The 18,573-nt window shown below is 45.8% G+C and carries 24 protein-coding genes; 16 read left to right on the forward strand and 8 right to left on the reverse strand.

Features of this window, described 5'->3' with window-relative positions; translation table 11 throughout:
• Positions 1–15: 15 nt before the first annotated feature.
• Positions 16–333, forward strand: coding sequence for a PIN domain-containing protein (locus L3N51_RS01950; protein ID WP_238025032.1), 318 nt, complete (start codon positions 16–18; stop codon positions 331–333).
• On the opposite strand, the gene L3N51_RS01955 is transcribed toward L3N51_RS01950, so the two are convergent.
• The 4 genes from L3N51_RS01955 to L3N51_RS01970 are packed head-to-tail and all read right to left on the reverse strand — an operon-like array spanning position 311 to position 2,925.
• Positions 311–868, reverse strand: a complete 558-nt coding sequence (locus L3N51_RS01955) for a thioredoxin family protein (RefSeq protein WP_238025033.1) — start codon at positions 866–868, stop codon at positions 311–313. The genes L3N51_RS01950 and L3N51_RS01955 overlap by 23 nt on opposite strands.
• Complete coding sequence (locus tag L3N51_RS01960) at positions 865–1,206, reverse strand: hypothetical protein (protein ID WP_238025034.1); 342 nt, start codon at positions 1,204–1,206, stop codon at positions 865–867. The genes L3N51_RS01955 and L3N51_RS01960 overlap by 4 nt, the downstream gene beginning before the upstream one ends.
• Entirely contained in the window at positions 1,196–2,518 is a 1,323-nt protein-coding gene (locus tag L3N51_RS01965; RefSeq protein WP_238025035.1) for an FAD-dependent oxidoreductase, read from the reverse strand. Before L3N51_RS01965 ends, L3N51_RS01960 begins: the two co-directional genes overlap by 11 nt.
• A gap of 5 nt (positions 2,519–2,523) precedes the next feature.
• Positions 2,524–2,925 carry a DsrE family protein gene (locus L3N51_RS01970; RefSeq protein ID WP_012021492.1) on the reverse strand — a complete coding sequence of 134 codons (402 nt, stop codon included), beginning with the start codon at positions 2,923–2,925 and terminating at the stop codon, positions 2,524–2,526.
• Between the two features lie 194 nt (positions 2,926–3,119).
• Here L3N51_RS01970 and L3N51_RS01975 point away from each other — a divergent pair, with 194 nt between their 5' ends.
• From L3N51_RS01975 to L3N51_RS02020, 10 genes are all read left to right on the forward strand, one after another.
• On the forward strand, positions 3,120–3,536 hold the full coding sequence (locus tag L3N51_RS01975) for a DsrE/DsrF/DrsH-like family protein (RefSeq protein ID WP_012021491.1): 417 nt from the start codon (positions 3,120–3,122) through the stop codon (positions 3,534–3,536).
• Between the two features lie 18 nt (positions 3,537–3,554).
• Positions 3,555–3,797, forward strand: coding sequence for a sulfurtransferase TusA family protein (locus L3N51_RS01980; protein WP_238025036.1), 243 nt, complete (start codon positions 3,555–3,557; stop codon positions 3,795–3,797).
• Positions 3,798–3,867: 70 nt separating this feature from the next.
• Positions 3,868–4,710, forward strand: a complete 843-nt coding sequence (locus L3N51_RS01985) for a 4Fe-4S dicluster domain-containing protein (protein WP_238025037.1) — start codon at positions 3,868–3,870, stop codon at positions 4,708–4,710.
• A 147-nt stretch (positions 4,711–4,857) separates the two neighbouring features.
• Positions 4,858–6,177 (forward strand): heterodisulfide reductase-related iron-sulfur binding cluster, encoded by a 1,320-nt coding sequence (locus L3N51_RS01990; protein ID WP_425598001.1) that lies wholly within the window; start codon positions 4,858–4,860, stop codon positions 6,175–6,177.
• Positions 6,178–6,221: 44 nt separating this feature from the next.
• Positions 6,222–7,319, forward strand: coding sequence for a CoB--CoM heterodisulfide reductase iron-sulfur subunit A family protein (locus L3N51_RS01995; protein ID WP_238025039.1), 1,098 nt, complete (start codon positions 6,222–6,224; stop codon positions 7,317–7,319).
• A 46-nt stretch (positions 7,320–7,365) separates the two neighbouring features.
• Positions 7,366–8,052, forward strand: a complete 687-nt coding sequence (locus L3N51_RS02000; protein ID WP_238025040.1) for a hypothetical protein — start codon at positions 7,366–7,368, stop codon at positions 8,050–8,052.
• Positions 8,039–8,731, forward strand: a complete 693-nt coding sequence (locus L3N51_RS02005) for a 4Fe-4S dicluster domain-containing protein (RefSeq protein ID WP_238025041.1) — start codon at positions 8,039–8,041, stop codon at positions 8,729–8,731. The genes L3N51_RS02000 and L3N51_RS02005 overlap by 14 nt, the downstream gene beginning before the upstream one ends.
• Entirely contained in the window at positions 8,728–9,648 is a 921-nt protein-coding gene (locus tag L3N51_RS02010; protein ID WP_238025042.1) for a CoB--CoM heterodisulfide reductase iron-sulfur subunit B family protein, read from the forward strand. Before L3N51_RS02005 ends, L3N51_RS02010 begins: the two co-directional genes overlap by 4 nt.
• 30 nt (positions 9,649–9,678) lie before the next feature.
• A complete protein-coding gene (locus L3N51_RS02015) occupies positions 9,679–10,011 on the forward strand; it encodes a YidH family protein (protein ID WP_238025043.1) in 333 nt (110 codons plus the stop codon).
• Positions 10,012–10,168: 157 nt separating this feature from the next.
• Entirely contained in the window at positions 10,169–11,086 is a 918-nt protein-coding gene (locus L3N51_RS02020) for a sodium:calcium antiporter (RefSeq protein ID WP_238025044.1), read from the forward strand.
• Between the two features lie 110 nt (positions 11,087–11,196).
• On the opposite strand, the gene L3N51_RS02025 is transcribed toward L3N51_RS02020, so the two are convergent.
• Positions 11,197–12,282, reverse strand: a complete 1,086-nt coding sequence (locus L3N51_RS02025) for an ammonium transporter (RefSeq protein ID WP_238025045.1) — start codon at positions 12,280–12,282, stop codon at positions 11,197–11,199.
• 863 nt (positions 12,283–13,145) lie between these two features.
• On the opposite strand from L3N51_RS02025, the gene L3N51_RS02030 reads away from it, so the two are divergent.
• The 5 genes from L3N51_RS02030 to L3N51_RS02050 all read left to right on the forward strand — a co-directional run bounded on the left by L3N51_RS02030 (position 13,146) and on the right by L3N51_RS02050 (position 15,939).
• On the forward strand, positions 13,146–13,577 hold the full coding sequence (locus tag L3N51_RS02030) for a HEPN domain-containing protein (RefSeq protein ID WP_238025046.1): 432 nt from the start codon (positions 13,146–13,148) through the stop codon (positions 13,575–13,577).
• Positions 13,528–13,869 (forward strand): nucleotidyltransferase domain-containing protein, encoded by a 342-nt coding sequence (locus L3N51_RS02035; RefSeq protein ID WP_320056935.1) that lies wholly within the window; start codon positions 13,528–13,530, stop codon positions 13,867–13,869. The genes L3N51_RS02030 and L3N51_RS02035 overlap by 50 nt, the downstream gene beginning before the upstream one ends.
• Before the next feature lie 81 nt (positions 13,870–13,950).
• Positions 13,951–14,193, forward strand: coding sequence for an AbrB/MazE/SpoVT family DNA-binding domain-containing protein (locus tag L3N51_RS02040; RefSeq protein ID WP_238025047.1), 243 nt, complete (start codon positions 13,951–13,953; stop codon positions 14,191–14,193).
• Complete coding sequence (locus L3N51_RS02045; protein ID WP_238025048.1) at positions 14,174–14,566, forward strand: type II toxin-antitoxin system VapC family toxin; 393 nt, start codon at positions 14,174–14,176, stop codon at positions 14,564–14,566. Before L3N51_RS02040 ends, L3N51_RS02045 begins: the two co-directional genes overlap by 20 nt.
• 959 nt (positions 14,567–15,525) lie before the next feature.
• Positions 15,526–15,939: a hypothetical protein gene (locus tag L3N51_RS02050; protein WP_238025049.1), complete on the forward strand. Its 414-nt coding sequence runs from the start codon at positions 15,526–15,528 to the stop codon at positions 15,937–15,939.
• 71 nt (positions 15,940–16,010) lie between these two features.
• Here the strand turns inward: L3N51_RS02050 and L3N51_RS02055 are convergent, their stop codons facing one another.
• The 3 genes from L3N51_RS02055 to L3N51_RS02065 form a co-directional block, all read right to left on the reverse strand.
• Positions 16,011–16,751, reverse strand: coding sequence for a tetratricopeptide repeat protein (locus L3N51_RS02055; RefSeq protein ID WP_238025050.1), 741 nt, complete (start codon positions 16,749–16,751; stop codon positions 16,011–16,013).
• A 120-nt stretch (positions 16,752–16,871) separates the two neighbouring features.
• The gene (locus L3N51_RS02060; protein ID WP_238025051.1) at positions 16,872–17,675 is read right to left on the reverse strand and encodes a DMT family transporter; all 804 of its coding nucleotides are present in this window, start codon (positions 17,673–17,675) and stop codon (positions 16,872–16,874) included.
• A 198-nt stretch (positions 17,676–17,873) separates the two neighbouring features.
• Complete coding sequence (locus L3N51_RS02065) at positions 17,874–18,548, reverse strand: ABC transporter ATP-binding protein (RefSeq protein ID WP_238025052.1); 675 nt, start codon at positions 18,546–18,548, stop codon at positions 17,874–17,876.
• Positions 18,549–18,573: the final 25 nt, after the last annotated feature.

Here is an 18,573-nt window from a genome sequence, read left to right on the forward strand (position 1 = left end):
ATAATTTTAATGAATATGTTTGCCGTAATCTCACCCAGTTCTTACTCGAAACTGGCCGTTATTCTTGAGAAGTTTTCGGAGTACAAGTTAATAGTCACCACCTACGGGGTCTCTTACGCGCTTCAGAACCACATAAATATTGACTACGCGCTGGATAGGGGTGTATGGGTCAGGGCTTACTCGCATAAGCCTGGGACCTTTTCAGGCCTGCCCATGCATGAGGCAGAGGCCATAATGGTTGCGTCAGACCTTCAGGCAATTCTGATTGCTTCGGACGAGAAGGTAAAGAAGGAGGCGGAGAGACTAGGAGTTAAGGTTGTGTCCCCTGACTAGACTTTACCAGCATCTTCAAGACTATGTTGGGAGGAAATCCTCCAGGGATCTCAGTCTTGTCGTTAAGGACTATCTTTGGAACGCTCATCACGTGATATTTCTTCGCTAGGTCATCGTAGACCTCGCTATCTATGATCTCCAATTCCACGTTTTGATTCACAAGGGCAACCTGGTAGAGGAGTTCGGCAGCAATGGGACACTTGGTGCAATCTGGGGTTACGAATAACTTCACGTTTCCTCTTACCATTTTCGCCATGTCCAGCTCCTGCTGGTCGAGCTGAACGGTATTCGTGGAAATCCTGACCAGGGCATTAAGGAAAGGCCACAATTCATTCATAGATGGAATACCTAGGTATGAGAAATGCCTCCTGCCATTGGACCACACCTGAATTTGAGGCCTTTCGCATCCTTCACTTTCCTCTACTTCAATACTGGCCCCGCTAAGTTGAGATATTAACTCGGAGGCCTTACAGTGACTTATCTTCAGGTTTCTCAGAACCTTGACATACTGCTTGACAATGCTATCGTAGCTCACATGAAATACCTCAAACTCTCAATTCCCTCAAGGGCTTTAATTAACTTTTGTTCCAATTCATTTCGATCATTGAAGCGAATGACCACTTCCACAGTTGTCTCCCTCAACGCATAGGTTACTGGCTCTCCTATTCCCTGAACTAACCTCGAGGCCCTGGCATAGTAAGTCCCCATGGTTACCAGATCATCAAGTTTCTCCCTTCCCGTGGGAAGCGGTATGGGTATGTGAACCTCAGTGCCCTTAATATAAAAGGAATAATCGTCCATGGTTATCATCTCAACGTCACCGTTCCTTGTGTAAGAGAAATTCTTCTTTTCCAGATACTCCTTAAGTTCCATTCCTATCCTTGAATACATCCACGTCCAAGTTAAATAATGCTTTAGCTGCGTTACTTACGCTTTCTGAGATGGATGGATGAACAAATGGCGTGAGGGCCAGATCCCTTGCCTTCATCCTCGATTTTATTGCTATGGAAATAATGTTAATTATTTCCTCTGAGTATTGGGACACAACTTCACCAAAACACACCCTGTCCTGTTCGTCGAAACCCAACTTCACATACCCTTCCCTGATACCGTGGATAATGGCCCTTGTAGAGGCGCCAAGAGGAAAGGAACTGAACTTAACGGCGTTTTCCCTTTCCCCTACCACAGCAATCTGGGGGTCCGTGTAGACCACCTGTGGAACGGCCGAGTAATCCACCTCCACGGGCTGTCCGAGAATCGAAAGGGAAGCAATAACTCCCTCCATCATGGCAGAATGGGCCACCTTTCTCTTCTTGTCCACAACATCGCCTATGGCCCAAACCCGTGGGTTGCTTGTCCTCATGTACCTATCCACAACTATTCCATTACAGTTGAATTCCACTCCGAGGGATTTCACGTCGTCAGGGATGTTAGGCTTCCTCCCGGTGGCGTATACAACTTCACCCCTGAACTCACCGCAGGTTGTTTTTAGTAACTTGCCATCCTGATATACTGGTTCGCAGTTTTCCTTTATTGTGACTCCGTCCCACTCTAGGGAGTCCATAATCACCTTCCTCGCGTCCTCCCCCATTTCGTGGAGCACATTTCCCCGCGTGATAAGGGACACTGAGGATCCCAACCTAGCAAAGAACTGGGCTATCTCAACCCCTGCAAATCCTCCCCCGACCACAACAAGCTCCCTGGGTACATAATTGAGGTTAACCGCTTGATCCTCGGTCATCCCATCCTCTGCTCCCTTAATTCTGGGCAAAGCAGGCGAGGAGCCCGAGGCGATAACCATCTTATCGAATTCTATCTCCTTTCCATTTACCTCAACTTTTGACCCCCTAATCTTGGCCTCTCCCATCATTGTTGTCCCACCAGCATCCTCAACCAGCCTTTGTCCTGCATCAGAAAGGTACTCTATCATGGTGTTTCTAGACGCGAATATATCCCTTACTCCAACATCCACCGATAACCCCTTATAGTTCCCAATCTCAGAGAACCTTGCTAGGGAAAAAGAAACATCATATAAAAAAATACTTGGAACACATCCTGACCTTACGCAGACCCCTCCGAACTTTTCCCTCTCTATTACCAGTACCTTTTTCCCGCTCCTCGCCAGCACTGATCCTGCTATGTAACCGCCGGAGCCACCGCCTATTACCACAACGTCAAACTTCATGGGAATCAGAAGAACAGTGTTCTGTCCGCATCCAGTGTTAAATCTATTAGGGTCGATCCTCCCACAAGTTCTATTCCATCCACAACGTCACTTTCATTCATGTGGCACATATCCTTAAGGCTCTGTACACATACGTACATCTTTACGTTGTTGTCCTTTGCCATGTCGAAGAAGTGTATGAACGGATTTCCTCCTTTCTTTCTCTCATCCTCCTGCCACTTCTTTGACAGCAGTAATGGACCCTTTATCATGAAGAACACGGAAGTCTCGTATTCCATTGAGGCAGATATTGATGCCATGAAGAGGGGTGCATATGTCCTGTCAAGGTCCTCTGGTCCGTGGGTCACAACTATGAGGATTTTCTTCTTCTGTTCCTCCTGTGTTTGTTCAGTTTGGGTTTGTGCCAAGTCTATCCCTCATGATTATTTAATTTAGCTTACTTATATTTTTTATCAAACATATTCATCGAGGGATCTCTTGAGAAATGAGGGTAAGTATCTTACATACCTATCTAATTGATAATTAAAGAATGTTTTTACAAATTATAAACAACACCACAAAGCTTAAATATTTTTGATATAAAAGATATTTTGGTGAAAGTTTGGCAGGAAAGAAGTTATCCATAATAGTCTTCTCAGGAACAGTGGATAAGCTGATGCCTGTGGGCATTCTAGCTTCAGGCGCAGCAGCCTCAGGGTACGAGGTTAATTTGTTCTTCACCTTCTGGGGCTTGAACGCAATTAGCAAGAACGGAATGCAGGCTCAACCACAGGTGGACAAAAACTACGAGCAGATGGGCCCCATGATGATGAAGAGGATGATGGATATGAAGTTCCCCATGTGGCATCAGATGGTGAGAGAGGCTAAGGAAGTTGGCGAGGTTAAGGTATATGCGTGCTCCACAACCATGGAGTTCTTCGGCCTGAAGAAGGAAGATCTAGCTGACTTCGTTGACGATGTGGTAGGTGTTGCCACCTTCCTGGATAGGGCAGAGGGAGGAACAACCCTATTTATCTGAACTTGGATGGTGATATAAATGTCACAAGAGGCAAAAATAGCCAAAACCCTTGACGTAAAGGGAATGTATTGTCCCGGCCCCGTGATGGAGACCGCTAAGGCAATAAAGCAAATAAATGTTGGCGAGGTTCTTGAGGTACTCGCCACGGATCCAGCAGCCAAGCCTGATATAGAGGCATGGGCAAGAAGAACAGGACATCAAATCTTGGACATTCAACAGCAGGGCGGCGTAACTAGGATCCTCGTGAAGAGGGCCAAGTAACTTATTTTATTTTAGATTTTTTTTAACAAAACTTATAAGTCACCTTTTATCATTATTTACCTGTGGAAAGATGGCACAAGCTAAGAGTATACTCCAACTACCCGACGATCCAAGATTTCTAGATATGGCATACGACGTTCAGGGTGCAGTTCCAGAAGAGGAGAGAAATCTACTATCAAACCTGTCACCTCAAGATAGGGAAACTGCCATAAAGTTCTGGCAGGCAGTGAAGTCAGACTTTAGATATAACGAGTACCTGAGGGGTTGCTTGAACTGTGGAGTTTGCACCTCAGGTTGTCCTGCAGCCAAGTTCTACGATTTCGGTCCCAGGGAAATGATACAGTACATGATGAGAGACGAGGTGGACAAAATATGGGAGTTCACCAACAAGAAAGTATGGGCATGTGTGCAGTGTTACACGTGTTCCATGAGATGTCCATTCAACAATGAGATAGCTGGTCTGATCATGCTCCTGAGAGAGTATTCAGTTCAGTTTGCCCTGCCATCCGCCAAGGAGATCCTCGCTCCATATAGAAGGGTCCTCTATACCGTGCTAACTATGGGTAACCAAGTTACTCCAGACATGATTCAGCCAGATTCCTTCCCAGACTGGGGACCACAGGCAGTCGAGGAATCGAAGAACATGGACGTATACAGAAAAGCTATTCCCGTGGACCTGATGCAGAGGACAGACATTGGCTGGCATCCCTCGCTTCAGACTGCAGTTGAAATGATGACCATCATGATAGAGTCAGGAGTCATGGATTCACTCAGAGGAGTTGACAAAGACCTTTATGACATGATCATGGATATCTACGAGGACAGGAAGTCTCAGCTGGAGGAAATCAAGGAGAAGTGGCAAAAGGGAGAGTTGGACGAGAACGAGCTTCCAGACAGCTGGTTAGACCTTTAGTCTTTCTTTTTAACTTTTTTCCCTTTTTCTCGCTATTTGCTTGAGTTTAGAAAAACCTTTCATAGTTACATAAAATGTTTAATAAGTAAAGTATATAACCCTGAGGAATAATAATGATTGAAGGTGTAAAGTTTGGCTACGCAGGAAATGGATAAGAAAATGGAGGAAGAGCTCAAGGAAGCCTTCCCCATGGCTGACAATGTTGACTGGAACGAAGTGTATCAAAGAATAATCTACAGATATAGTACACCTCATGGCCTACAACACGTGAAGGAGGAGCTATACAAGCTTGAGGACAAGGGCGAGATAATTGTGCATCACATTAAGCCCTACAACAACCCCGTGAAGATGCAGACCCTGAACGGCTCTCCCAAGATCATTCCAACTACCAAGTTATGGCAACACAAGAGCTGTGGGCAGTGCGGTCATATCCCAGGCTATCCCACCTCCGTGTTCTGGATGATGAACAAAATGGAGATAGACTACATGGACGAGCCTCATCAGACCTCATGTACCGGATGGAACTATCACGCTTCCGGCGCGTCTAACCCTGTGGCTCTGGCTGGAGTATATGTCAGGAACATGTGGAGGGCATACGAGATAGATTACTTCCCACTAATCCACTGTGGAACCTCATTTGGTCACTATAAGGAGATCAGGAACATGCTAGTTCTCCACAAAGAGATTAGGGACAAGTTGAGACCCATCATGAGGAAAATGGATATGGATATAGTGATACCGGAAGAGGTGGTTCACTATTCAGAATGGCTATACACCATGAGCAAGAAGGCAGCCCAGCAGAAGAAGTATGATCTCAGCGGAATAAGGGCTGCAGTTCACACACCATGCCATGTATACAAGCTAGTGCCCGAGGACACAATTTATGATCCAGAGGTATTCCAGGGTAGAAGGCCAGCAGCTCCGAGCGGTACTGCACAGAACTTCGGAGCCAAACTGGTTGACTACTCCACGTGGTGGGATTGCTGTGGTTTCGGTTTCAGGCATATCCTGACTGAGAGGGAGTTCTCCAGGAGCTTTGCACTATTCAAGAAGGTTATTCCGGCAGTCGAGGAAGGAAAGGCCGACATATTCGTGACCTCCGACACCGGATGTGTTACCACTCTAGACAAGAGCCAGTGGGCAGGAAAGGCTCACGGTTTCAACTATAACTTGCCAGTGCTAGCAGACGCTCAGTTCGCTGCCATTGCAATGGGTGCTGATCCCTACACCATCGCCCAGGTTCACTGGCACGCTACTGACGTAGAAGGATTCATGAGGAAGATAGGCGTAAACGTGGATGATTACAAGGAGAAGTTCATCCAGTACTTGGCTGACCTGAGAGAAGGGAAAGCAGAGCCCGAGTACCTCTACAAGCCCCACAGGAAGATCGACTTCTACCTCTCAGTCCCAGAAAGGGTAAAGTGGTACAAGGGCGATAAGGCCCAAGTGCCAAACACTTCTAAGTAAACCTTTTTAATTATTTTTATTAAAAATGATCTGAGAGTGGGAATTTGGCAGGAGAAAGGGTTCTTGTAATAGGGTCCGGTCCGGCCGGTCTGTCGGCAACCAAGGAGCTAAGAAACCTTGGCGTAGATGTGGTTTTAGTTGAAAGGGAGTCATATCTGGGAGGCACTCCTAAGAAACTGAAGTATAGCTTACTCTTCCCAGAGCTTAGGCCAGCCTCAGAGGTGCTTGACCCCCTGATTAAGGGCGTGGAGTCAAGCGGAGTAAAAACCTACATGGAAAGTATAGTTGAGGGTGTTAAGGACGAGGGAAAAGGCTTTACCGTCTCCATTAAAGATAAGTCCGGAAAAATAACTAATGAGAAAGTAAACGCAATAATTGCAGCTTCCGGGTTTGAGCACTTCGATTCCAGGAGAAAGTACGAGTACGGTTACGGCATAATTCCAAACATATATCAGATCTCAGACATAGAAAGGATGCTCTCCGAGAATAAGCTCGTAACGACCAAGGGTGTACCACCCAAGAGGGTTGCCATTCTTCTCTGTGTGGGATCCAGGGACGCCACTGTGGGTAACACTTACTGCTCCAGGGTCTGCTGTGCGGTGTCCACGAAGCAGGCCATGGAGATAAAGGAGAGAGTGCCAGATGCGGTAGTCCACATCTACTACATGGACATCAGGACCTATGGTCTAATGGAGGATAAGCTCTACTGGAAGTCCCAGCTGGAGTACAGGGTCGGTTACATCAGGGGAAGGATATCCGAGTTCATGAGAGGGCCAAATGACACAGTGATAATCAAGGGTGAGGACACCATGAACCTGAACAGGGCGCTTGTGGTTCCCTACGATATGGTGATTCTAGCCAACGGCATGGAGTTAGGACTAGGTTCAAAGCAGGTGGCAAAGGCCCTAGGCTTAGAACTTGAGGAGCACGGGTTCGTAAAGCCCATAGACCCGGACAGATTACCGGTGCAGTCCACTAAGAAGGGAATATTCCTGGCAGGTGCCATAACTGGTCCCAAGACCATCTCTGACTCCATCACCGAGGGATATGCCGCTGCCATGAAGGCCTATGAGTATGTGACCAAGGGCGTATGGGACGAATCCGACTTCGCGAAGAAGAGGGTCGAGGTGGCCCATCATTAGCACAGTTTTTTTGAGCGTTGATTTCGTCCGTGAGATTTACAATGCAATGTTAAATGTAGACGTGAATAACACTGCCTCAGGGGACGCCAAGAAGTCCCTCAATCTCATACTTGAGGCAATGAAATTAAAGACCGACTTCCTCAGGACCGTAAAGGTTGATACTGAGGAGGAAATGAAACAGGTTTTCGACTCAGTCTTCTACGCAAGGAAGCATTACGACGACGTGTTGAGGAACACTGGTGTAACAGCGTTTTCGAAGGCCCTTGAAACCCTCAGAAACGAGAATCTGTCATATCAGGAAAGAGTGGAAAAGTTCGTCTCCGCGGTGAGGGCCTCCGATCAGGAGGACATGGAGGATATGGCCAAGGAGATAATCCATTATCTTTATCCTGAGGAGTATCCCCTGTGGACTAGATGGATATGGAATCCCAAGAGAAATACAGGCTCCATCAATTACGTGCTGAAGGAGAATCTATCTCTCAAATCCACGGAAGAGTTCCTATCCTCGGTGAACGAGCTTAAGAAGGTCCTTGAGGTCTTCGGTCTGTCTACAGGTAATTATTATCCAACTTCCATTTTTCTTGTATACGCATATGTGAGGTATTTGGACTATACTACACACCTCGCAGTCGATAAGAAGGCTGCGGGGTTAATCCCCACACACCTCACAACCACGGCCCTGGTTATGGGCCTAAAACCATATATAAAGGTGATAAAACTTGCCCATACCTAATTTGGAAAAACCCATTATAAAGGGTTTAATTCAAAAAGACAAGGTAATAGTAGATGGAGTAGAGCTAGACGGAACATGGAACGCCTTCATGATAGAGAGGACGCAAACAGGCTACGACCAGTCCGTGTGGGATGAGATTGCCAACACGGTTGAAGGTGCCACTATCAGCCTCTGCTGGCAATGCGGAACCTGTACCTCAGGCTGTACCATGAGGGAGTATGATCCAAACTACAGTCCCAGAAGGTTCATTGATCTAGCCAGAAAGGGAGACAAACAATCGCTAATAGAGCTTCAGGACAGCATCTGGAGATGTGTATCATGCCAGAAGTGCACCCATAGATGCCCTAAGGGAGTACTGGTAGAGGAGGTTGTACACAGCATTCATAACTACCTACTGAAGCATGGTCTCGTCAAGACCGATCCAGGAACCGTGTTCGATGAGCTCTTCCTGGAGACGGTGATGAAGAATGGAGGAAGGATCAGCGAACTCCTGCTTGGTGGCGCATCTGCTAAGGCTGGGTTTGTTACCATGAGCTTGAGGGATCTGCTCACCATGATGGGCCCACTGCTCAAGTCAGGGTTAATAAAGGACCTCATGAAGCCCAGTAGGGTGAAGGAGTGGGACAGGATAAAGCCTGTCCTTGAGGAGGCAATGAAGGAGGAGGTGACCCCAGAATGACCGAGATAGCTAACCCATACGGTAAAGTAGCCCTATATCCGGGCTGTGCTCTGGACGGACTAGGGAAGTCATATGACGTATCTCTACAGCTGGTAGCGAGAGACCTTGGAATAAACTATGAGAAAATCGAGGACTACAACTGCTGTGGAGCTCTGGAAGTCAAGAACGTAAATACCATGGCTGGACTACTGCTCCCCGCCAGAAACCTCTCCCTGGCGAGGCAGATGGGAGCCAATGCCGTGATGTCAGCCTGTCCAGGATGCCACTATTCCCTATCGAGGACCCAGTACTTCATGACAAGGTATCCAAAACTCAGGGAGAAGGTTAACTCCTATCTGGAGAAGATGGGAGAGAAACAGTACGATATGCAACTGCTCATGATCCATGCCGTTGAGTTCATCTACAACACAGTAGGACCAGAGGGCGTAAAAGCTAGGGTAAAGAGGCCACTTCAGGGACTGAAGGTAGCCCCATACTACGGTTGTCTGTATTCCAGACCTAAGGCCTACACGCTGACAGGGTACATGAAGATGAAGGATGACCCAGAGAGGCCAGTGTTTATGGACGAACTGTTGAGGGCGCTTGGTGCCGAAGTAGTTCCATTTGAGTCCAAGACGATGTGTTGCGGAGGACCTCACGTTTACTCCGACGTCACCACCTCACTGCATCTTGAGGCCAGGATTCTGAAGGATGCCAAGAGAAATGGTGCAGAACTCCTAATAACTGACTGCCCACTGGGACACGTGGCCATAGAGACCAACATGAACAAGATAGCTGAGAAGTATGGAGAAGATCTGAGAATGCCACTGGTGTACTTTACGCAGTTGCTGGCCTTCGCTTTCGGTCACAGCCCGGAGGAGGCTCTCCTCACGGCTAACCTCTCCAATCCCATGTCTGTCCTCAAGAGATATCTCTAAACTTTTTTCTTTCCATCTTATTCTCTAACCATGGTATCCCCATCGGACCATATGGCAAACGAGAGAACGTTTTTAGCCTGGGTAAGAACCGGAATTGCGCTCATAGGATTTGGATTTGTCATAGCCAAGTTTGCTCTTTTCCTTCAGATCCTGAAAGGGGTAAAGGGAGTGGGGCAATCCGTGATCTTCGGTGAAGTTATGATTGTGCTTGGAGCGGTAGTGATAGTGTATGGGCTCTTAGCGTATCATCTCACGGAGAGAGACTTGGAAAATAATACGTATAGATCGAGACACGTTCTCAACTCTGTTTTCGCAGCCATAGTGCTCATAGTTGCCGTGAGTCTAGCGTTACTAGTAATATAGATGACTGAAACTGTTTATATTCCAGTATACCGGTGGGTTGATTGATTCATTCACAAAGACTATCATTAACTAATTGATCTTTTGTTTTCTCTCACTCCTTCATCATCCGACTCGCCATGTTCTGAGCTTATAATACAGATGTTGTCAGTTTGACGTGATGGAACTATCTTACCTGTTATTACAGTTTTTGCTAGTGCTATTTCTAATGTTACTCTCGGCGGAACTTCTCTCAAGAGGAGTGGAGGACCTAGAGAGAGTCATGGGTCAAGGTCTCGCAGGGGGAGTGATACTGGGGACTCTCACTGCACTACCCGAGACATTGATAGTCCTTGTGGCGGTACTGGAACACAAGGGTGGGATTGCCCTCGGCTCAGCCGTTGGAGGTAATGTAGTTCTATTCACCCTGGGCCTTGGATTGGTTGCAATTGCCTATCATTTAAAGTGGGGCAAGTCCCTGACCATGAAGGGAGACTACAAGCGGGAATTATTGGTTATGACCCTTGCCTCCATCATCTTAGTTGTGTCCCTGGCCCTAGGTGACCTGAATCCTTTATTCTCTGCAGTTCTATTCTCAATTTACGTTTACTATGTAGCCTCTAGGATCAGGAGGGGTACCAGAGGTAAAATCAACGTCAAGAGCGTGATGGAGGTACTGGTTGGTGGGGGCATAGTGGTAGTGCTCTCACCCTACTTCGTCAACTTGATCTCGGATATAGCAACTTATAGCGGGATTTCTCAAACCTGGATATCCCTTGCACTCACCCCCGTTGTGGCTGAGTTAGAAGAAGGAATGTCCGCCTTGAGGATAGCCCTCAGATACCCGGCTGGAGGCTCAACCGCGGTGGTGAGTTATTTCGGTAGCAAGATACAGAATGCGACCTTTCTTCTAGGTTTAGTAGGGTTAGACTTCGTAGATGTTAGGGGACCCTTCTTACTCCTAGCTCTCATTTCCAACTTAATAGGAATAGCGATAGTTAGAGATGGTAAGTTGACGTTTGCAGAGGGGCTGATCTTGTCAGTTCTGTACTTTGTAATGCTGTACGTCGCCTTCATATTTCAATTTTCCTCAATTTGATTTGCGTGGTACCGCGTATAAGCCTATTGGAAATGGACACAACGCCAAAAAGTTTTCCTTACGTTTAACGCATCACGTCTCGATTTCACAACGAATGGCGAATCACTTTTTTATTTCTCTTCTGTAATTTTTCTCTCGCTCTTCTTTTCTAACTTAATCTGTTCTTTCGCCATGACATCAGGATAGGCAGTCTCTCCATGTACTGCGTAATCTCCCTGGGCTATCTCATCCCTAGTTAGCCTCAACGGGGTTATTTTACCTATCAGCTTAGCCAGACCTAAACTCACAATGAAGGAATAAGCTCCCACCACCAGTACTGCCAACCCCTGCACCAGAAATTGATGCCAGTTTCCAAATAGTGCACCTCTATATCCAGGAAGGAAATACTGGGACACTGCAGGATCTATCATGAGGCCGGTCAGCAAACCTCCCACGGTCCCTCCAATACCGTGAACTGGGAAAACCCCTAAGGCATCGTCTACCCTTAGCCTGGGTAGTAGCTTGTACAGCCCCATCCATACCAAGGGAGCCGTGATAACTCCTCTCTGTCCTATTGCCATAGCGAGGGCTAGCGCGGAGTACCCTGCGGTCATATGAATCACGTATCCACCAGAGTAATCCACAGCCCCTAGCTGGTTTAACCAGCCACCTGCAAATAACCAGTAGGCTACCGGAGCGTAAACCAGCACAATCCAGATGGGGGAGAACAACATCCATGCCTTGAAGTTCGTCCTCTCCACTATGGCCCCTACTATAAGTCCCGGGGTTATGGCAGCAAAGGCGAATTGAAACATAACAAATGTGAGGAATGGGATATTGAGCGGAGTCCCCGTGGGACCATACACGGTTTCCCCAAACATGGGTAAGTTCCAGGCGGGAAGAGGTAGCCCCAGGAAATTGAGCCCGCCCACATGTATGGATGATGAATAGAAGCTAAGTGAATAACCTAGGATGGTCCATACAAGGAACGTTGATGCAAAGGAGTAAAGAACCATCATCACCGTGTTCATGGAAAACCTACTTCTGGTCATGCCGGCGTAGAAGAGGGCAAGGGCCGGAACTGATTGTATCATGACGAGCGTTGTAGCCGTTAGCATCCAGGAGTTGGATCCTAAACTCAACCTTGGGGTACCGCTGCCGGCGGATATGTCGCTAGGTTTCCCAATGCCATAAAGCTTAAACTTTAGATTTATCATATAAGTTTGATTGTCTTTTGCATCAAAGATGATCAATCATAAGAATGGAGAATTAAAAAACATACAACTTATTTCCTATCATTTTATCATTATATTTGTCTACTTTTCACTCGTGACAGGATCTAGATGATGCATTGCATTTGGTAGCTTAAGACATAGCCAGGTTGTTGGAGTAACTTTTGTCCCAGAATGTTGCCCGACAAATTTTAGGTTATTCTGCGAATGGAATATTTTTGGAAATCACAAATTATTTGCTTTTGAGTCTCCAATAAGAACGGAGTTGGGCAGTGTCTAGAGTGTAAACTCTAGAAAATGAGGGAGTTTCTCTCATTTATGTTTCCGCGAAATATGTTAAAACTACGTTAGAAGAAGATTAATATTGTTATCATGCAGATCCAGAGTATAAATGAATAAAACTTGGTCATTAATTGCTTTTTTCGTCTTCCATAGGAAACAACTTCCTGGCGAAGAATTTTCTCGATTAACGTGTTTTCTCGCAACTCCTTCACTTTACCTCCGTATATCTCACTCCCTTCCACTGTCAAGTTAATCTCGAGTTAACTATACCAAATATTACTAGGGTTAAGGATATCCCCTGAAAAGACGCTATCTCCACTGGAAACCTTGGCATTCACGATCTTTTCTGAAATTGAAAGTATTACGTTAATGGATATTACTCCCTCAGGAAGAGTGAAAGTAGCTATATCCAGAGAGTGATGTAGCGAGTGTATTAAAAATTCGAAAGGGTAATTTATGGTTTTAAAGTCATTGAAGTGAAGGGACCTTGGCGAATCGCAGAGCTCCGAGTTCCACCAAAGACGGTATGGAGAAGAGATTTTAACAGTATCAGGCCAATTGAAAACGTGTTGGATTGGAGCGAGTACGAGCGATGGATGAGGGCGTCAGTAAGTACCTTGAGAAGCGCTGAAAAGGACAGCGATTTTAACTGGGCGTGCTTTAAGGCGGAGCAGGCCGCGCAACTCTCCGTAAAGGCCTACCTCATCTTAATAGGAAAGCAGTATTTCGGGCATGATTTGCCATCCCTCCTAAAGAGAACTGGACTGGACATTTCGGGCCCAATGATGGATTGTGCCCTGTTTCTTGCCCGTATCTACATACCGTCAAGGTATCCTGATGTCCTGCCGGAGGAAGCTATCCCGCAGGAATCCTATAGCGAGAGTGATAAGCAAAAGGCTATTGAGTGCGCGTCAAAAATAATAGATATGGTGAAGGTGGCTGGAGAGGATCTTAGAAGAAAGGAGAAAGCAGAGGGAAGCGGTTCTTCTTCAGGTTAAAACTTACGCAGAGGAATGGCGGAAAAGTCTGGGAAAGGTAACTGTAGTCCTTTACGGCAGTTACGCTAGGGGAGACTTCAACTTATGGAGTGACGTGGATCTGGTTTTAATTTCCGAGAAATTTGCAGGGGTCAGGTTCCTGGATCGATTCGATATGTTCAGGATTGGAGAAGGATTTGAGGTAAAGCCCTATACCCCCGAGGAATTTAGGATAAAGATGAATAAGATAGGATGGAAGGAGGCGCTAAAGGATAAGGTTGTTATACTGGACGACTATTCTCTATTTGAGTAACTTGTTTCGAAGTTCAGGAAAACCGTTTCAGGGTGGGAAGCCCGAGTTAAACCTTATTACCCTGGAAGTTAAACCATTATTATGAGATCCACCACCAAGATTCACAGGAAGGGGATAGTGGTGATTCCAAAGGAGATGAGAGATCTACATCACATGAAGGAAGGTGACGAGGTGATCATTTACAGCGATGAGTATGGGGTGCACATCCTTCCCAAGAAATCTCCCGAAGAACTGTTTGGCATGGATGAGGGGATGGGACTAGAGGAGCTGGCTAGCGAACACGTGAAGGAAAGGGAAGAGGAACGTGCAAAGGTACATCCTTGATGCCAACATCATATTCCAGTTCTTTGCAGGCACTCCCTCCGTCAAGAGGTACTTTCTGAACCGTGACGAGAAGGTGATAAATGTTATCAACCTCTCCGAGTTTGCCTTCCACTACGCAAGGAAGTTCGGGGTGAAGGCTTCAGGGGTTAGGGTTAACTACCTCCTCACCTTTGTTAAGCCAGTTGAAGTGGACAGGGAATTGGCTGAGACTGCTTACAAAATCAGGGTAAAATATAACCTATCCCTGGGGGATTCTTTTCTAGTGGCCACAGCGGATAAAATGGGTGGAATCATTGTAACATCAGATCATGAGGTGGCAGAAAGGGTATCCGGCGAATATCGAGTTGACTTGGTACCGCTATCCAAGACTTAGGGGGCCTTGAAAGGCGTAACAGACTGCAGGCTAGAAGTAAATTTGCTTTACATTGCGCCATGGTTATGATGCCTAGATGGCTATTATTAGTTGTTGATTACAAATACGCCGATTTAATAATGCTTTACAAGTAAATTTGTTTTATTTGTTTCACTGAATTGAACTGTTACCTAGGGGTCAGATCAGGATATTACGTTCCATCAGTATTACCCCTGAATGCTGTTTGTCTGGGCTATACCAAAAGAGTGATAACATTTTTCTATTAATATCCAAATCTAGTTTATTTATGGATTGACGTGATAGAGATGATCAGTGCACTGACCGGTGCATCGATAAGTGCATCAATCCATTTTCCTTACTAGATAAACGTGCTTAGTCTTAATACGCTACTGGTAAGTGAGTTGTGGAGCGTTAACCGCGATCGTTTACAGGGGTAATACAGCGACAGAATGAATCAGTAACATGGTATTAGGCTGTCTTAATGACCGAATTTCCCGTATGGACCTCACGTTATCCACGAAATGGTAGGGAACGCGTGCATTTGAAACAAGGATGCAACTTGTATTTAGCAGTGAGTCGTTGTAACCCATAGGAAGCTAACATGAATACGTGATACGATTCCCGTACTTTAATCTTAGCGTGACCCCAATTCTCGTCTGGAGTAGATGCAAGGCCCCATTTCAGGACATTTCCAGGAGGCATAAGAGATCATGCGACCATACCGTGTAATTTTAAATTACGCGAGAAATTATTATCCAGTGTTTTCCCCTTCCCCTCATTCAAGTGTTGTATTTGCTTCCTCATGTCGTGATAATAGCAAAACTTGACTGAAGTAGATTATATGGCACGGAACATTCATAAAGATTTTGCTAATGGGTAAAATTAATCCAATTATCGGGAGAACAAGCCCAGACATGAATAGCAAGTTTTATATAGAAAATATTACCTTATCTTCTATAATGAACAAAGTTAAGTGTGGTCTTTCAGACTCTATAGTTGTATTGATCTTAGTAGTGGTAGCAGTTACATTAACTTTGACTGTCTCCCTTCTTGGTTTTACACTATTCAAATCATATGGCTCGCAGAACATAGTGTATGTCAGAGGCGTTCCGACGCTTTCCGAAAATAATGGGAAACTGGAGCTAAACGTTACGCTTGAAAACTCGGGGACCACTACAATAAGAGTGGAAAGCGTCACACTAGGTAACCTGGAGAACACGACGACTTTCACATTACCTGCAGGCTCAATTACCACTCTTCACGTGGAGTTCACAGGGGCAAGTCTTTCCAATTCAACGCTGGTCAAGGTTACGATAATTACGTCTTCTCAGCTGGAACCTGTAATTTACTCATACGCTCAGGTCCAGAGCTAATCGGTACCCCGCATTGTCGTATATTTAAGGAGCCTTTGACTTGAAATACACAATAAACTGTGCTAGACCCGCTAATCTAGTTTTTCTGATTTGGCCAGATCTGATCTGGCCTCCTCCTCTCTTCCGAGCTGGGAGTAGGCCTTTGACCTCCTAATGTATGCCTCCTTGTAGTTGGGCTTGAGATTGATGCTTTTGGTGTACAACCTGATAGCTCCTTGAATATCTCCCCTTTTTTCTGTGAGGATTCCCTTGTTTAAGTATGCCTCAGCGTAATAGGGATTAAGGTTTATGGCAATATCCAGGTCCTTTTCGGCGTTTTGTTCGTCTCCCAGTGAGATCCTAGTAAGGGCTCTAAAATAGAAGAGATCAGCATCCAAGGGATAAGAGAATATGGCCCTGCTGAGATCTTGAAGCGCTTCATAAAACCTCCCCATGAAATACTCTGAGATCCCCTTTACCTTCAGAACCAGAGGATCCTTATCCTCCAGGTTTTCAATCTCCTTAAGTGCCTCGTCGTATCTCTCCTTCCTGAGAAGCAACATTGCGCGAATTATCCTGACCTCTTTACCTTCCCTATCCTTAAGAAGGTTAAGGGTTAAGTCTGGATCCTTCAATGCCAGCAACTTAGATGCGCTCACGTAATCTTCCCCCTTGATAAACGCATCAATTGCCTCATCATCTCTTCCCAGTTCCAGGAGAACCCTGCCAAGGAGCTGATAGTTCTCCTTGGATGGATTTTGCTCCACCAGTTCCCTGAGTTTCAGCAGGGCCAGATTCAGGTTGCCTGACTGTAACAGGTTTGAGATATCCATCGAAATAATTAACTCAATGTTTCCTTATAAACGTGGATAAAGGGACTAATCCCATTTGCTGTGCATCAAAGAGCTTTCAGTACAGATACAAATCAATCAGGAGCTCTGCAGAAAAATGGGTCACCTTCTCCAGGTGAGGATGGATATTGAAAGAACGATCATTCCTCCACCAACTATCTCAAGCAAGCTGGGCACTTGATTGAATATTGGCAATGCCAGGAGGGTTGCAACAACCGGCTCCAGAAGACCAATTACCTCTATATGCTGAGGTTTAACATGCCCCGAGGCGTAGATAACTGAGGTATGTCCCACCAGAGTTGGTAGGGCTATGAGTCCCAGAAGGGATAGCGTAGAGGGTAAATCTATCCTTCCGGGTCCCTGCAATAAGGCTACTGGGAGGCTAAATAAACTCGACATTAAGTAAATGTAAGATGTCAGGAGGAGAGGATCTTCAGTGCCGGTCTTGGAAAGAAGGATGGTGTAGAGAGCTATGGTGAAGGCGGATACTATCGCCATGAGATTTCCTAGAAGATAACCTTGATTTACGGGAAAATTCATGAGGACAACCCCTAGGAAGGCCACTAGTCCTGTTATGATTTCCTTTCTAGTTGTGGGGATTCCGACCAGTGGAGCGAGAGCCAAAGAAAACAGTGGAGACGTGGATACCAGCACCGTGGAGTCAATAATTGTGGTATGATAGACGCTGAAAATGAAAAGTATCATGTGGGCTGATAACAAAAGTCCCACCTTCCACTGGGAAAGTATCTTTCTAGGATCCAGTTTTCCCCTGGATAGTATTAGTCCAGCTATGAAGAATCTGGCGAAGGCAATCATTCCCGGAGACATTTCTGAAAGCTTGATGAATATGGCCGCAGTACCGAAGGTTATCCCACCTAGGATGAGGATAAAGTAATACTTGTTCAACTTCAGTGTAAAAGGGTATCCTGCGTTAATAGCGGTTTTCCTCTGACGTGACTATGTAAAGCTTGGTTGAAAGGTCATACCAGGGAGTCGTTTTTGAAAGTCATAACGAGACTTCTTGTGATAAGCAGGTAAGATACTCCCAATTAGTTCAAGTAATGAAAAGTTGAAGGAAAAGTTTTAATTATAGAATCAAACTGTTTATTCTATTCTTTCTATCTGCCCATCCCTGATGTGAACCTTTCTTCCAGCTATGGCAGCCACATCTGGATCGTGAGTTATAATGACAACTGTGGTCTTGAACTCCTTGTTGGCCTGCTGAAACGTCTTCAGTACAGCCTCACCGCTCTTGGTATCCAAGTTTGCTGTGGGCTCATCTGCGAGGATTATCTTTGGACTCTGCGCTAAAGCCCTTGCAATGGATACCCTCTGCTGTTGTCCGCCCGACAGTTCGGTGGGTTTCTTATAGGCAAGTTCTCCTAGGCCCAATTTTGTCAGAATGTCCATCGCAATTTCCCTTCTTTCCTTCTTGGGTAAATTACGAGCCACCAACGGTAACTCGACGTTCTCTAGAGCGCTCATTCTATCTATTAAGTTGTAGTTCTGAAAAACGAACCCGATATATGTGTTCCTGATCTTGGAAAGTTCGTCATCGTTCAATGAAGTTGTATCGTGACCGTAAATGTATACCTTCCCTGTGGTTGGCCTAGCTAAGGTTCCCATTATCGTGAGCATGGTGGTTTTTCCGCTTCCAGAAGGCCCAACCACTGCCACAAACTCTCCCTCCTCAATGCTAAGGTTGATCTCCTTGAGTGCGGTAACCTTGACCTTAGTTCCATAAACCTTGCTCACATTCTCAAGCTTTATAACTTCCATAAGGCAAAGGTCAAGTTACGCATTT

The sequence above is a fragment of the Metallosphaera javensis (ex Hofmann et al. 2022) genome (genome assembly GCF_022064045.1).
In the GTDB taxonomy this organism is placed as follows: Archaea; Thermoproteota; Thermoprotei_A; order Sulfolobales; family Sulfolobaceae; genus Metallosphaera; species Metallosphaera javensis.